This window comes from Sorangium sp. So ce185 (assembly GCF_051526825.1).
Taxonomy (GTDB): Bacteria; Myxococcota_A; Polyangia; order Polyangiales; family Polyangiaceae; genus Sorangium; species Sorangium cellulosum_D.
This window is the reverse complement of the sequence record NZ_CP150316.1, coordinates 185,114-197,919: the sequence shown is the minus strand read 5'-3', so window position 1 is coordinate 197,919 and position 12,806 is coordinate 185,114. Positions and strand designations below refer to the sequence as shown.

The 12,806-nt window shown below is 67.3% G+C and carries 16 protein-coding genes and 1 pseudogene; 9 read left to right on the top strand and 8 right to left on the bottom strand.

The annotated features are described in order from the left end of the window. Window positions 1-92: 92 nt before the first annotated feature. From WMF26_RS00755 to WMF26_RS00740, 4 genes and pseudogenes are all read right to left on the bottom strand, one after another. Window positions 93-308, bottom strand: a complete 216-nt coding sequence (locus WMF26_RS00755) for an addiction module protein (protein ID WP_437998725.1) — start codon at window positions 306-308, stop codon at window positions 93-95. 341 nt (window positions 309-649) lie between these two features. Next, entirely contained in the window at window positions 650-1,507 is an 858-nt protein-coding gene (locus WMF26_RS00750; RefSeq protein ID WP_437998724.1) for a hypothetical protein, read from the bottom strand. Window positions 1,508-2,075: 568 nt separating this feature from the next. Continuing rightward, window positions 2,076-2,348: pseudogene (locus WMF26_RS00745) on the bottom strand (transposase domain-containing protein); the annotation flags it as partial. A gap of 121 nt (window positions 2,349-2,469) precedes the next feature. After that, the gene (locus tag WMF26_RS00740) at window positions 2,470-3,087 is read right to left on the bottom strand and encodes a hypothetical protein (RefSeq protein ID WP_437998723.1); all 618 of its coding nucleotides are present in this window, start codon (window positions 3,085-3,087) and stop codon (window positions 2,470-2,472) included. A 36-nt stretch (window positions 3,088-3,123) separates the two neighbouring features. Here WMF26_RS00740 and WMF26_RS00735 point away from each other — a divergent pair, with 36 nt between their 5' ends. Then, window positions 3,124-3,402, top strand: a complete 279-nt coding sequence (locus WMF26_RS00735; RefSeq protein WP_437998722.1) for a hypothetical protein — start codon at window positions 3,124-3,126, stop codon at window positions 3,400-3,402. Here WMF26_RS00735 and WMF26_RS00730 read toward each other — a convergent pair. Further along, window positions 3,399-4,415 carry a hypothetical protein gene (locus WMF26_RS00730; RefSeq protein ID WP_437998721.1) on the bottom strand — a complete coding sequence of 339 codons (1,017 nt, stop codon included), beginning with the start codon at window positions 4,413-4,415 and terminating at the stop codon, window positions 3,399-3,401. The genes WMF26_RS00735 and WMF26_RS00730 overlap by 4 nt on opposite strands. Before the next feature lie 472 nt (window positions 4,416-4,887). Next, complete coding sequence (locus tag WMF26_RS00725) at window positions 4,888-5,166, bottom strand: helix-turn-helix domain-containing protein (protein WP_437998720.1); 279 nt, start codon at window positions 5,164-5,166, stop codon at window positions 4,888-4,890. 168 nt (window positions 5,167-5,334) lie between these two features. Between WMF26_RS00725 and WMF26_RS00720 the strand changes: the two genes are divergently transcribed. The 4 genes from WMF26_RS00720 (at window position 5,335) to WMF26_RS00705 (ending at window position 8,286) form a co-directional block, all read left to right on the top strand. Then, complete coding sequence (locus WMF26_RS00720; RefSeq protein ID WP_437998719.1) at window positions 5,335-5,985, top strand: RNA polymerase sigma factor; 651 nt, start codon at window positions 5,335-5,337, stop codon at window positions 5,983-5,985. Between the two features lie 97 nt (window positions 5,986-6,082). Continuing rightward, window positions 6,083-6,712, top strand: a complete 630-nt coding sequence (locus WMF26_RS00715) for a JAB domain-containing protein (RefSeq protein ID WP_437998718.1) — start codon at window positions 6,083-6,085, stop codon at window positions 6,710-6,712. A gap of 386 nt (window positions 6,713-7,098) precedes the next feature. After that, complete coding sequence (locus tag WMF26_RS00710) at window positions 7,099-8,001, top strand: hypothetical protein (protein WP_437998717.1); 903 nt, start codon at window positions 7,099-7,101, stop codon at window positions 7,999-8,001. 6 nt (window positions 8,002-8,007) lie between these two features. Further along, window positions 8,008-8,286, top strand: a complete 279-nt coding sequence (locus WMF26_RS00705; protein ID WP_438002504.1) for a JAB domain-containing protein — start codon at window positions 8,008-8,010, stop codon at window positions 8,284-8,286. A gap of 353 nt (window positions 8,287-8,639) precedes the next feature. Here WMF26_RS00705 and WMF26_RS00700 read toward each other — a convergent pair whose 3' ends face one another. Next, window positions 8,640-8,819, bottom strand: coding sequence for a hypothetical protein (locus tag WMF26_RS00700; protein WP_437609767.1), 180 nt, complete (start codon window positions 8,817-8,819; stop codon window positions 8,640-8,642). A gap of 29 nt (window positions 8,820-8,848) precedes the next feature. Here WMF26_RS00700 and WMF26_RS00695 point away from each other — a divergent pair, with 29 nt between their 5' ends. The 4 genes from WMF26_RS00695 to WMF26_RS00680 all read left to right on the top strand — a co-directional run bounded on the left by WMF26_RS00695 (window position 8,849) and on the right by WMF26_RS00680 (window position 11,509). Then, window positions 8,849-9,310: a hypothetical protein gene (locus WMF26_RS00695; protein WP_437998716.1), complete on the top strand. Its 462-nt coding sequence runs from the start codon at window positions 8,849-8,851 to the stop codon at window positions 9,308-9,310. A gap of 104 nt (window positions 9,311-9,414) precedes the next feature. After that, window positions 9,415-10,329, top strand: a complete 915-nt coding sequence (locus WMF26_RS00690) for a hypothetical protein (protein ID WP_437998715.1) — start codon at window positions 9,415-9,417, stop codon at window positions 10,327-10,329. Window positions 10,330-10,335: 6 nt separating this feature from the next. Further along, entirely contained in the window at window positions 10,336-10,770 is a 435-nt protein-coding gene (locus WMF26_RS00685; RefSeq protein ID WP_438002503.1) for a JAB domain-containing protein, read from the top strand. A gap of 430 nt (window positions 10,771-11,200) precedes the next feature. Beyond that, a complete protein-coding gene (locus WMF26_RS00680; RefSeq protein WP_437998714.1) occupies window positions 11,201-11,509 on the top strand; it encodes a hypothetical protein in 309 nt (102 codons plus the stop codon). Window positions 11,510-11,573: 64 nt separating this feature from the next. Here WMF26_RS00680 and WMF26_RS00675 read toward each other — a convergent pair whose 3' ends face one another. Beyond that, a complete protein-coding gene (locus WMF26_RS00675; protein ID WP_437998713.1) occupies window positions 11,574-12,788 on the bottom strand; it encodes a cytochrome P450 in 1,215 nt (404 codons plus the stop codon). Window positions 12,789-12,806: the final 18 nt, after the last annotated feature.

Here is a 12,806-nt window from a genome sequence, read left to right as displayed (position 1 = left end):
CGCCGCGGCGCGGCGGCGGAAGGCGAGCGTCTCGCGGGTCACGGGCTCGGGAGGATCCGATCAGTCTCCAGCGGCGAGGAAGACGACGCGGCTCACGACTCGCGGGTGGTCATCTCGGCTCGGACGTCCTCCCAGGGGAGACCGACGGGGCCCTCGCGCTCGAGGCGGTCCAGGCGGCGGTCGAGCTCAGCACGAAGCTCGGAGCTCAGCGGAAGGTCGTCCGAGGAAAGGCTTCGCCAAAGGTCATCGCTCAGCTCGAGCTTCTCATCGGCGGTGAGCTTGGACAGATCGAGTGTGGGCTTGTCCATGGGTGGATCCTGCACCAGCGGGGCCGGAATGCCAGCACACGCGAGCCTGGCCGGGGCGTCGAGGGCCCCCGCCGCAACGCGGGCGAGGCTTGCACCAGAGCGCTGGCGGGAAGTGCTGGCCAGGGATCGTGGGGTCGGAGGAAGGCCTCTCCAGCGCAGAGACGGGTGCCGCCCATCTTTTGCTAGAGGCACGTCCACTGGGAGACGGGTGTCACGCATCTTTTGTTGGAGGCACGTCCACCGCGGAGATGCGTGCCACCCGTCTTTTGTTGGAGGCACGTCCACCGGGAGACGGGTGCCACCCATCTCCCGCGTGGACGAGCCAGGTCACCCGGATGGGTTCACGGCGTCCCGCCCGCCTCGGGCGGGGGCGCCGGGACGGCTTCGGGCTTCCTGGCGGGGGCTCTTCGACGGGTCCTCGCAAGATCGTCGACCATCTCGACGTAGGGCGCCAGCAGGAACGCGGCGAGCGCCTCGCTCCCCGGGATCTCCGGATCGGCGTGGCTCTCGATCTTCTGGATCAGGCTCCGCAGCGCATCTCGGGCGGCGCTCCACTGCGGCCGGCCATCGGTCGGCGTTCCCTCCTTGGCGAGGACCACGTTCGTGAAGCCGTACGCCTCGCCGAAGCGCGCGTGGGCGGCGACGAGCTGCCGGTGATGCCGGGTCCCGCCGAACCCCTCGATCACCGCCTGCGCGCGCTCCTCCTCCAGCGTCTTCATCCGCTGCACCATCGCGGCCCACTGGACCCGGGGCCGGCGCGTGATGAAGCGAAGCCCCTCGGGCGTCGGGAAGAGCTGCGCGTAGAGCCAGCGCGCCTCGGACGGCGCCGGCGTCTGCCCATCGTCGGAGAGCGCGGCAGCCCCCGCGTTCCACTGCTCGAACGCGCGCCACCGGTCGTCGCTGTCGGTGTTCGCCGCGCTCCGCTCCTCCTCGCTCGCCGCCGAATGGCGCTGATCGGCCTGCGCGCTCGCCCGCAGGTCGCGGAAGCCCTGAAGCTCGGTCGCGGCCGCGTCGAAGCGCCTCCACGGCCTGTCGATGTGCGGCGGCAGCGCCGCGAGGGGCTCGAGCCCCTTGGGCAGCGGCGCGTCCGCCTCCTTGCGCTTGCCGCCCTTGGGCCGGAGCACCGCCGCGATGCGCGCGCTCATCTGATCGCGGAGACCGATCACGTCATCCGCGACGAGATCCGGGGGGAGGGCCATGGTCGAAAACATCGGGGATTCACTCACGGGGGAAACCTCCTGTGATATCATATGGTTCTGGCCTGCCGCGGTGGCGACATGCCGTCGTTTCGTTGCGGCGTCGCGACGCGGCAACAGATATGCCGGCGCAAGATGAGCCCATGTATCGGGTGCAGCGGATGAGGACAGCAATGAGGGAAGCGCAAGGGTCTGCCACGAACCGCAACGGATTGCGGCGTTGCGCAACGCATGCGCTGGCGCGCCACGAGAGTTTGCGCGTCGAGCTACGCAGGGGCGTTGGCGGCGCGCAGGGGATCCATAAACTTGCAGCGTCCCCTTAAGGGCTAGCGTCCGACTGATCCTTACCGAGGGCCGCCGTGCCGGGCGCCGCGGCCGGCGGTCGCCTCAGGTCACGGCCGTCTGATCGTAACCGGCCGACCATCGCCATGGGCGCGGCCCATTGCAGCGCTCGTCAGGGTCGACGAGACTGGACGCGGGGCCGCGTCGGCCCACGGCCCCGGGCGGGCCTGGAACGGTGCCCGCCGAGGCGGCCTCCGCCCGCGTCGCCACGATGTTCGCGTTGTTCTGTTCAGGTCGCGTCGGCGTCGCCAGCGGTCGGAGCAGTGCGCGCCGAGCTCGCCCACGCGTCGGGCGGCAGTTCGTCGAGCCGTTCGCACGGCCAGCCCGCCTGCAACCTGCCGATCACGTCCGTCGCCCAGGCGAGCGGGTTGGCACCGTGCATCCGACACGAGCCGAAGATCGTATAGCCGATGGCCAGGCGCTGAGCTCCCTTGTCGGAGCCCGCGCATAAGTAGTTCTTTCTTCCGAGCGCGACACGCCTTAGCTGCCGCTCGACTCCCCCAGTCGCACCGCCTTTCCCCCAGGCGCACCGCCTTGGGGGACTGCCGGGCCCAACGCCTAGCGATCGTGCAGACCGGCCGACGGACGGTCCACACGATTCGCATTATTTGGCATCGCAAGCTCTATTTTTTTCCCTTTGTTTTCGCGGCCGGCTTGGGGGGCGGCGGAGCATGCTCGCTGATCTTGAAGGTCTTCTTGAGCAAACGTTCAAGACACAGAACCACAACCTTGCGACCAAAGCTGGCGCCGGATCGGCTCATGACATCACGAATTTCGAAGCCCAGATCTCCGAGTTCGTTGGTCAGGTGCACCGTACCATAGCAATCGTAGTCATCCTGAACAATGTCATCTTGCTTGGGCAGAACCATCTTCCAACAAACTATATAGTCAGTAATCGTCAGCGGATGATTAAAGACGCTCTGCCCATCAAAATCATACTTGTACTCAATCGCAAGCAGATCGTCCTTTTTGAGAGATCCGTCTGCGCCAACGGCCAAGCTGTCCACGCCACGACCCGAGAAGGTGAGTGCCCTGGGCCAGAGAGCCGCTGTCGAATCCTGCGAAGTCACCAAATGCGAAAAGAGTGTATATAGCGCACCTACCCAGTGTTCCTCACCGGGAAGCGGTGTAACAAACCACTTATCGTGAAGCACGGGTACACTGGTTACACGAAATCGCGTGCGCTCACTGATCCCTTCCTTCAGTTCCTCAGCCTGCTGCGTCTGGGTCTCACGTTTCACGTCCACGGCCTCCTTCCGCAGCCGGTCTACAAGGCGTTGGAAGGTAGACTTCTTCTGGTACGCGGTATCGAGGAAGGACTTGATCTTGTCAACGAACGCATCGCTTCGGAGCAGCTTGATCGCATCCTCTGCGAGGTCGTTGCGATTTGTGACCAAGTCGAACGGGCCATCAACAACCAGAGCGTAGTGGGATTGCGCCTCGCCAGTAGCGAGGATCCCATATCTGGCCTCAAGCTTGCCATGGGAGAACAGTTCATTGTACGGGCAAACCTTGACCCCGTTACAGGAAATGAACGCGCCACGCTGATCAGTTAGGCGGACCCCAGAAATGGTTTTTCCTCGCCGATCGAGGTATTCATACTGCTTATGAGCTCTTGTGTTTCCATCGATGGCAGAGCAAGGCTATAATGCCGCCCTGCATGCTCGAACATCATAGCATGACGATCCCAGAACGTCCCATCACGCAGCCTCGTGATCTCGTGCGGATCCTTGATCGGCGCAGTAGCGTCAGGCTTCGCGAGCCAAAAATAACCGGCTGGAACATCATGCAGCGATTTCCCTGCCCAGATGCCGAGCGTGCACCGGTCATTATAACCGGTACTCTGCCTGAATGCATTCTGCGCGTCCGTGGGAAAACCAGTCTCCTTCGGCTTCAGGACTCTCACATCACCGTGCTTTGTCGAAGACAGAATATAATTGTACAGATAAGACGACTCCGGCTGCGTTGCCTTCGCAGTAAAGTAAGTATCAAAGTCCTCGACTTCGTAGCCCAGCACAACAATCATCGTTCCTTGCTTAAATCCATCAAAGTAGTCGCGACTCAGATGGTCAATAACGCTCTTGGTCTGCGCATCAGGAAGCTCGAGCAACTGCTCAATGTTCTTCCAAGGCTCCAAAATTCGATCAGGCGTAATATCTCGCTGAATATCCAGCGTTGCACGTGGGTTCTCGAGGAGCTTGAAGCGGAAGGTAGGCTCTCCTGCACACCGCGTAATAACAGCAAAACGATTAGAGGCGAAGCACAACTTGGAACCTTGGCACTTATAGCCAAGAGCGGCGCCTTTGGTTTTTGTGGTCCGCCCAATAGAGAAGAAAGCGACGTAGGGAGCAATATTCTTGCTCGGCTCAGGAAGTTCACTGAGACCCACACCGTCATCAAAGAAAATGAATCCCCGCTTCTGCGGAATGGGATAAATCTCGATACGTCGAGCTTTAGCATCGTACGCGTTGGAGACGAGCTCTCGAACGATTTCACACGGGTAACGCCGATTTACAGAGAGCTCAGAGAGGACGTGCTTAAAATCGATCTCCGGATTCATAGGCGGCATGTATTATTCCTCGCTCCCGCCGGGGACGTTTATAGACTGTATTCAGCATTGCGCGACAACAATACACATCAAGCACTATCTATGAGATCGGCAGGATTTACCTCGCGCGACGCGCAAGACACGAAGATTGGGTTACCCACCTATGCAACTTCTTAAGTCGAGTCCTCATTCCATCGCTTTCGCTTACTAACTCGACCGCGGCCCTCTCGGCGTTATCAGCCGCCTGGATCGCTCGCCGCCGCCTCAGCGCGGGGCGCCATGAACTCCAACCCTGCCTTGTCGTGCCACCCCCATCCATCGTGGAAAAGTAGCGTATCCGACGGCTACCCCGTCTTGTCAAGGAGACCAGCGCAGGCGCGTGCGGCTCCACGCCGGAGAAGGCTCCAGCGGGCCTCTATGTCCTACGCCTCGCATTCGAAAAGCGGCCCCTGCAACGGCTCGAGCGTCAGCGGACGAGCTGTTCAGCATCGCGTCAAGCGCCCGCGGGACGCTTCCGCGGCCGACCTCGCTTGATCTCCGGCATCGCTGCGCTGCGGAGAAGAACCGCGGGCGACACATCCAGCGCATTCGCGAGGCTGAGGAGCGTGCCGAGGCTCATGCTCTGCCGCCCAACCTCGATCGCCTGCATGGTCCGCAGCTCGATTCCGGCGGCTTCCGCGAGCTGCTCCTGCGTCATGCCGCGCTTCTGGCGTAGACGCCGCAGGTTCGCCGCGATGTAGAGCAGGAGGGTATCGAGCGTGAGCGTTCGCACGCTGTTCGCGTACCCCCGAGCCCGGTCCAGAATAATGATCCAGCGGATCGGATTTCCTTGACCTGCCGGCTGTCGGTCCGTAGCGTGACGAGACCACAAAAGTGCCGCCCGCGGGTGCTGGTAACACCCCGGGCGGCGTGGCCGAACCCCGCTTCCACGAGGTCCGACATGGAAACCGTACGTCTACGCCCCGACGGGGGCCAAGAGATCGATCCGCCCTCCCGCCGCCGCCCCCGCCCCGCAGCTCGCAACCGCCTCGCCCGCCCGCCCAAGACCCCTCACCAGCCCCCTCCCCCTGCCGTCTACCTCGATCCCACCGCGCTCCTCGAACAGCGCCCGCTCATCCGCCGCACCCTCCGCGCCCGCGGCGTTCTCCCCGCCGATCTCGACGACCTCACGCAGGACACCGTCCTCGGCGCCTGGCGCAGCATGCGCGCCGGCCGCTTCCGCCCCTCCCCTTCCGCGGCTCCCGCCGACGCCCTCCGCGCCTGGCTCGCCGGGGTCGCCGCGCGACAGGCATCGCACTACCGCGACAAAGCCTACCGCCGGCACGAGGCGCCCCCGCTCGATCCTCACCGCCTCTCCACGCTCGCCGCCCCCTCTCCAGAGGCCCGCCTCGTCGCGCGCGGCCTCCTGCGCGCCTTCCACCGTCTCCGCCCCGAGCTGCGCGAGATCCTGGCGCTCGCCGCCACCGGCGTTACGTCGCACGAGATCGCCGCCTCCCTCTCGCTCCCCCGCCCCACGGTCGCCACCCGCCTCCGCCTCGCGCGCCGCCTCTTCGCCCGCGCCCTCACCCGCTCCCGGAGGTGGCCGCGATGAGCCGCGCCGCGCAGCGCGCCTCCACGACCGCGCTCGCCGACATCCCCGCGGCCCTCGCGCCGCCGCCCATCGACATCGACACCGCCACGGGGGCGCCATGAGCGACGCCGTCGACAGCCTCCCCGCCGCCCCGCTCGTCGACGTGCTCACCGCCCCGGAGACCACGCTCGTCGACCTGGTGCTCGACATCCCCGGCGCCGCCTCGCGCGTGCTCGGCCTGCACGGCCTGCTCGAGCTCGGGCGCCTCTCGCCCCACGCCATCACGCAGCGCACCGAGCTCGGCCTCCACGACGCCCAGCGCCTGCTCGCCGCCCTCGAGCTCGGCCGGCGCGTCCACGCAGCGCGCTCCCGCCGCCCGAGGCGCCTGCGCTCGCCGCGCGACATCGCCCGCTTCTTCGAGCCCACGCTCGCACCGCTCGTCCACGAGGAGCTCTGGATGGCCGCGCTCGACGTCCACCGCGGCGTGCGCGGCGTCCGCATGCTCTCGCGCGGCGGCCTCACCGCCACCGTCGTCCAGCAGACCGACGTGCTGCGCGCCGCCCTCGAGATGGCCGCCGCCTCGTTCGTGCTCTGCCACAACCACCCGAGCGGCGACCCCAAGCCCACGGACGAGGACGTCGAGCTGACCAATGCCGTCGAGCGCGCCGCGCACCTCATCGGCGTGCCCCTCGCCGATCACGTCATCGTCACCCCCGCCCGCCGCTTCTCCTCTGTGCTCCGCCGCTGACACCGCTCCGGCGCTGCCGCCGGTCCTGCGCGACGCCAACCGAGGTCGGCCGCCGCCGCCGTTGCGGAGATCTCCTTACCGATAGCAAAGTCACTGCATCACGATAACTGACGTCCACGGCATCGGTGGGTCGCACATGGCCCCGCAGTCGCGGTGCCTGGCCCCGGCTTGGCATACCGCTCACTCCTTCCATACCGCCGTAATTCTCACGCGACCGACACGATTCCCAGACGATTGGCTCCTCATGTCGGCAATCGGTTGCCGTTCGATGTTTCGATGCAGTGCAGCTCGATTGTTCACAGTGCGACGCGACGGCGCCTCCATTCTCATCTTTTCGTCGATTCGAGATGGCACATGACGCGATGATGGATTAGCATCGTCCCCCGATGCACAACCGCTCTGACCAGTTCGCGAAGAACATGCTGCGCGACGGGTTGAGCCTCGTCTCGGCGGCGGAGACCGAGGTCGAGGTCCTGGCGGCGACCCAGAAGATCGATGTCTACAGCGTGCCTGATCCAGCGCGCGACGCCGAGCGCGCCAGGATGGGCCTGCTCGGAGAGCTGGCCGCGGAGCCAAGCCTGTTCGAGCCGTTCCACGGTACACCGAGCCTCCGTCAGGTCCGGCGGTGTCTGCGCAAGCAGCTCACGTGGCATCACGAGCTCGAACGCCGCGCCCGCGCCGCTGCCGGCGCCGTCGCGCCGGACGAGGACGCCGACGCGTCGCCGCAGCCTCCGGTGGCGTTCCCTGCGCTGGTCGTCATCAGCCCGGGGCGACCCGAGACCGTGCTTGACGCCTACCGCTGCGAGCGGGCGCAACCAGGCGTCTACCACGCCGTGCCCGGCCTCGTGACACGGGTGGTGGTGCTCGCGGAGCTGCCCCGGACGCGCGCGACGCTGATGCTCCGGCTGCTCGGCTCAGGCCGCGTCCTGCGCGACGCGCTGGCCGATCTCGCGGCGCTGCCGGACGATGCCTGGGAGAAGAGCATCGCCACGCCGCTGCTGATACACTTCCGGCTCGGAACCGAGGAGCCGGCGATCGACAAGGAGGACGAGGTGAGCGCAGAGATCCGGGCGTGGGTCGAGGAGTACGAGCGGAAGCTTCGGGCCGAGGCGCGCGCCGAGGAGGCGGCGCGTGCCGTGCTGACCGCGCTCCGGGTTCGCGGCATCGCCGTGCCGGACGTCGCGCGGGAGCGCATCCTGGTCGAGAAGGATCCGGAGACGCTGGAACGGTGGCTTGAGCGGGCCATCGTCGCAGCGTCACTCGCCGAGGTGCTCGACGGGCTGAGCTGAGCGACGCTGCTGCGCCTGCTCGCCGCCCTCGAGCTCGACCGTCGCGTCCACGCAGCGCGCTCCCGCCGCCCGAGGCGCCTGCGCTCGCCGCGCGACATCGCCCGCTTCTTCGAGCCCACGCTCGCACCGCTCGTCCACGAGGAGCTCTGGATGGCCGCGCTCGACGTCCGCCGCGGCGTGCGCGGCGTCCGCATGCTCTCGCGCGGCGGCCTCACCGCCACCGTCGTCCAGCAGACCGACGTGCTGCGCGCCGCCCTCGAGATGACCGCCGCCGTGCTGTCCTAAAACTGCAAGAACAGGCCGTTGCCGCTCACTGCGCCAACGTAGCGGCCGACTACGGGGTGTTGCCTATTCCGCCTCGATCTCGTCCAGCCGCAGGCGCCGGTGTCCCTCGAACACCGTCAAAATCCGGATGTCCTCACCAGCGACACGGTAGATGATTCGATAGGATCAAAGGAAGACCTCTCGGACGTCGTTGCGCCCTAGCTCTGGCACGACGCATCCGCCGAACGGCGTCGTCGCCGCGAGCTCCGCATGCTGAACGATGCGCGCTGTCCAGCGCGCAGCAGCCTTCCGGTCATCGCGTGCAATGAAGCAAAAGATGTCGACCAAGTCGTCACGCGAACGTTCCGTCCAGACTACGGCCACGCGATCGGCCCAACCTCGCGCTCCAGCGAGTCCATGAGCGCCTTCGTGTCCATCACCCGGCCCGCGGCGTCGTCGGCGAGCCCCTGTGCAATCGCACGAAGGAGGCGTACGCGGTCGTCCTCCGGACGTACGGGATCGGCCTGATCGCTCGTCGGAGTGATGGGATCCATGAGGGACAGGGTAGCGTACCGGCCCCTGCATGAGCAAGCCGTGGCTGGCAGCACACTGGGCCAAGCGCCTTCTGCGCGAGCCACCGACCCCCGCGGCCGTCCCGCTCGTCGACGTGCTCACCGCCCCGGAGGCCACGCTCGTCGACCTGGTGCTCGGCATCCCCGGCGCCGCGTCGCGCGTGCTCGGCCCTCACGGCCTGCTCGAGCTCGGGCGCCTCTCGCCCCACGCCATCACGCAGCGCACCGAGCTCGGCCTCCACGACGCGCAGCGCCGCGACGCCGACCAAGGTCGGCCGCCGCCGTTGCGAATATCTTCTTACCGATGGCAACGCCACCCCATCACGGTAGTTGCTGTCCATGGCAGCGGCCGGGCGCACATACCCCTGCAGTCTCGCTGCCTTGCCCCCGATCTGGCGACTCGCTCGTTCACCACGCAGCTAACAAAAGCGACCGACAACGATTTTCACACGACTGGCTCCCCACGCCGGTAAACGCTTGTCGTTCGATGCGCGGCGGCGCGACGATGCCTCATCTCGCGTCATCTCATCGATTCGAGATGGCACATGACGCGACGATGGATTAGGGTCGTCCCCCGATGCACAACCGCTCTGACCAGTTCGCGAAGAGCATGCTGCGCGACGGGCTCAGCCTCGTCTCGGCGGCGGAGACCGAGGTCGAGGTCCTGGCGGCGACCCAGAAGATCGATGTCTACAGCGTGCCTGATCCAGCGCGCGACGCCGAGCGCGCCAGGATGGGCCTGCTCGGAGAGCTCGCCGCGGAGCCAAGCCTGTTCGAGCCGTTCCACGGTACGCCGAGTCTCCGTCAGGTCCGGCGGTGTCTGCGCAAGCAGCTCACGTGGCATCACGAGCTCGAACGCCGCGCCCGCACCGCTGCCAGCGCCGTCGCGCCGGACGAGGACGCCGACGCGTCGCCGCAGCCTCCGGTGGCGTTCCCTGCGCTGGTCGTCATCAGCCCGGGCCGCCCGGAGACCGTGCTTGACGCCTACCGCTGCGAGCCGGCGCAACCAGGCGTCTACCACGCCGTGCCCGGCCTCGTGACGCGGGTGGTGGTGCTCGCGGAGCTGCCCCGGACGCGCGCGACGCTGATGCTCCGGCTGCTCGGCTCAGGCCGCGTCCTGCGCGACGCGCTGGCCGATCTCGCGGCGCTGCCGGACGATGCCTGGGAGAAGAGCATCGCCACGCCGCTGCTGATACACTTCCGGCTCGGAACCGAGGAGCCGGCGAGCGACAAGGAGGACGAGGTGAGCGCAGAGATCCGGGCGTGGGTCGAGGAGTACGAGCGGAAGCTTCGGGCCGAGGCGCGAGCCGAGGCGCGCGCCGAGGAGGCGGCGCGTGCCGTGCTGACCGCGCTCCGGGTTCGCGGCATCGCCGTGCCGGACGTCGCGCGGGAGCGCATCCTGGTCGAGAAGGATCCGGAGACGCTGGAACGGTGGCTTGAGCGGGCCATCGTCGCAGCGTCACTCGCCGAGGTGCTCGACGGGCTGAGCTGAGCGACGCTGCTGCGCCTGCTCGCCGCCCTCGAGCTCGACCGTCGCGTCCACGCAGCGCGCTCCCGCCGCCCGAGGCGCCTGCGCTCGCCGCGCGACATCGCCCGCTTCTTCGAGCCCACGCTCGCACCGCTCGTCCACGAGGAGCTCTGGATGGCCGCGCTCGACGTCCGCCGCGGCGTGCGCGGCGTCCGCATGCTCTCGCGCGGCGGCCTCACCGCCACCGTCGTCCAGCAGACCGACGTGCTGCGCGCCGCCCTCGAGATGGCCGCCGCCTCGTTCGTGCTCTGCCACAACCACCCGAGCGGCGACCCCAAGCCCACGGACGAGGACGTCGAGCTGACCAATGCCGTCGAGCGCGCCGCGCACCTCATCGGCGTGCCCCTCGCCGATCACGTCATCGTCACCCCCGCCCGCCGCTTCTCCTCTGTGCTCCGCCGCTGACACCGCTCCGGCGCTGCCGCCGGTCGTGCGCGACGCCGACCAAGGTCGGCCGCCGCCGTTGCGGATATCTTTTTACCGATGGCAACGCCACCCCATCACGGTAGTTGCTGTCCATGGCAGCGGTCGGGCGCACATACCCCTGCAGTCTCGCTGCCTTGCCCCCGATCTGGCGACTCGCTCGTTCACCACGCAGCTATAAAAGTGACCGACAACGATTTTCACACGACTGGCTCCCCATGCCGGTAAGCGTTCTGCGTTCGGTGCGCACGGCGCGACGATGCCTCAAACCGCCTCTTCTCGTCGATTCGATGATGGCGCGTGATGCGATGATGGATTAGGGTCGTTCCCCGATGCACAACCGCTCTGACCAGTTCGCGAAGAGCTTGCCCGGCTCGGAACCGAGGAGCCGGCGATCGACGAGGAGGACGAGGTGAGCGCAGAAATCCGGGCGTGGGTCAAAGAGTACGAGCAGAAGCTTCGGGCCGAGGCGCGAACGGAAGGCCACAGGGAAGGCCTTAACGAAGGCCTTAACGAAGGCCTTAACGAAGGCCGCAACGAAGGGCGTGCCGAGGAGGCGGCGCGTGCCGTGCTGACCGCGCTCCGGGTTCGCGGCATCGCTGTACCGGACGTCGCGCGGGAGCGCATCCTGGCCGAGAAGGATCCGGAGACGCTGGAACGGTGGCTTGAACGGGCCATCGTCGCAGCGTCGCTCGCCGAGGTGCTCGACGGGCTGAGCTGAGCCCTGCCGGCCTACGCCGTCGCGGCCGTGCCGAAGCGCCTCCGCGCCTGTCGACGTGGCGGCATCATGGACTGGCCGCGTGCGCCCCCGCCGCGCGCCCCCCGGCGCGCCTCCCCGGCTCGAAGCAGACCGGCAGGCGCGCCGGGCCGTGCACGATGAGCGCCTTGCGCGGCTCCCACGGCTCCTTGCTCGCCAGCTCCAGGCCCCTCAGCCGCGTGAGGAGATCCGGCAGCGCGATCCGGGCCTCCAGGCGCGCCAGCGACGCCCCGATGCAGAAGTGGATGCCGTGCCCGAACCCGACGTGCGGGTTGGGATCGCGCGCGACGTCGAACCGGCCAGGGTCGCGGAATTGCTGAGGATCTCGGTTCGCGGAGCCGATCACGGGCAGCACCAGCTTCCCGGCCGGGATCGTCTGGCCATGCACCTCGATCGCGCGCCTCGTCTCGCGGAACACCATCTGGAGCGGCGAGCGATGGCGCAGGACCTCCTCGATCGCCGAGGGCACGAGATCGGGCGCCGCCCGGACGCGCGCCAGCTCCGACGGGCTCTCGAGCAAGCACAGGATCGCGTTGTCGATCAGGTTCGTGGTCGTCTCGGTGCCCGCCGCGAGGAGGAACTGGAAGAAATTCAGGAGCTCGTCCTCGTTCAGCCGCTCGCCGTCCACCTCGGCCTCGACGAGCCGGGTCAAGAGGTCGTCCTCCGGCGCCCTCCGGCGCGCGTCGAGCAGGTCCGCGACATAGGCCTTCATCTCCTCCTTGACCGCGGCGTGCTCGCTCACGACCCTGGCCGCCTCCTCGCCCCCCGAGAGGGTGTGGCTGAGGTTCACGATCGCCTCGCTCCATCGCATGAAGCGCGCCCGGTCCTCGGCGGGAATGCCGATCATCTCGGCGATCACCATCGTGGGCAGCGGACCCGCATAGTCCGCCGCGAGGTCCATCGTCCCGTGCTCGATCCGCTGGTCCAGGAGCTCGCGCGACAGCTCCCGGATGCGCGGCTCGAGGCCCGCGATGGATCGCGGCGTGAAGGCCCGCTGGACGATCCCGCGGAGCTTCGTGTGGCGCGGCGGGTCGGAGAAGACGATCCACTCCGGGGCCTTGCCGGTCGGGGGCGTCACGGCGGAGCTGAACGCGTCGTGATCGGTCAGCGCCCGCTTCACACCCTCGTAATCGAAGATCATCCAGAGATCGAACGGGGCGATGTGGAGCGCGGGAGAGCTGCTCCGCATCTGCTCGTACAAGGGGTAGGGATCGCGCCGTATCTCGTCCGGAAACAAGTTCATCGCCAGGACCTCCGTCGT